Source organism: Tepidimonas sp., from assembly GCF_046292505.1.
Classification (GTDB): Bacteria; Pseudomonadota; Gammaproteobacteria; order Burkholderiales; family Burkholderiaceae_C; genus Tepidimonas.
On the sequence record NZ_JBKBQX010000167.1, the window covers coordinates 1 to 788 of the forward strand.

General features: G+C 71.1%; 1 protein-coding gene and 1 pseudogene. Both read right to left on the reverse strand.

Going from position 1 to position 788, the window contains the following annotated elements:
• The coding region (locus ACK4TH_RS12510) for an ABC transporter ATP-binding protein (protein ID WP_409626923.1) at window positions 1-476 on the reverse strand (476 nt) is incomplete at its 3' end.
• 18 nt (window positions 477-494) lie between these two features.
• Window positions 495-788 (reverse strand): annotated as a pseudogene (locus ACK4TH_RS12515) (hypothetical protein); the annotation flags it as partial.

Genomic DNA, 788 nt, shown 5'->3' on the forward strand with positions numbered 1-788 from the left:
GTCGGCTCATCCAGCAGCAGCATCGGCGGATCGTGCAGCAGCGCCACCGCGAGGTTCAGCCGGCGCTTCATCCCGCCCGAGAATCCCTTCACCCTGTCACGCCCGCGCGGCGACAGCCCAACGCCTTCCAGCACCGCGGCCACGCGGCCCGCCAGCGCGGCTCCGCCCAGCCCGTACACCCGCCCGAAGAAACGCAGGTTCTCCTCCGCCGACAGATCGTCGTACAGCGCCAGCGCCTGCGGCGCGACGCCGATGTGCGCCCGCACCCGCGGGTCCGTCGGCGCGCCAAGCCCATCCAGTTCCACCCGCCCCTCATCGGGCGCGAGCAGCCCGATCGCCATGGAGATCGTCGTCGTCTTGCCCGCCCCGTTGGGCCCGAGAAGCCCGAACACCTCTCCCCGCTTCACCGACAGCGATACGCCATCGACCGCGACCGTCGATCCGAACCGCTTGCGTATGCCGTGCAGCGTGAGCATGGTGTCCCTGTGTGCGTCCTACGCGGGCAGGGCCGCCAGATCCGCCTCGACCTCGGCCCAGGCCCGGGCGACTCTCGCGGGCGAGAAGTCGAACTCGATCCCCGCCGAGCGGAACAACTCGGGCAAAGGCCGCGACGCGCCGAGCCCCAGCCCCCGCTTGTACGCCGCCAGCGCCGCCGCGGGATCGCGCCGATACGCCCCTTCCAACTGCAGCGACCCCAACTGAGCGATCCCGTACTCGATGTAGTAGAACGGCGCGCCGAACAGGTGCCCCTGCCGATGCCACAGGTACGCGTGGGGCTCGTCCATGCC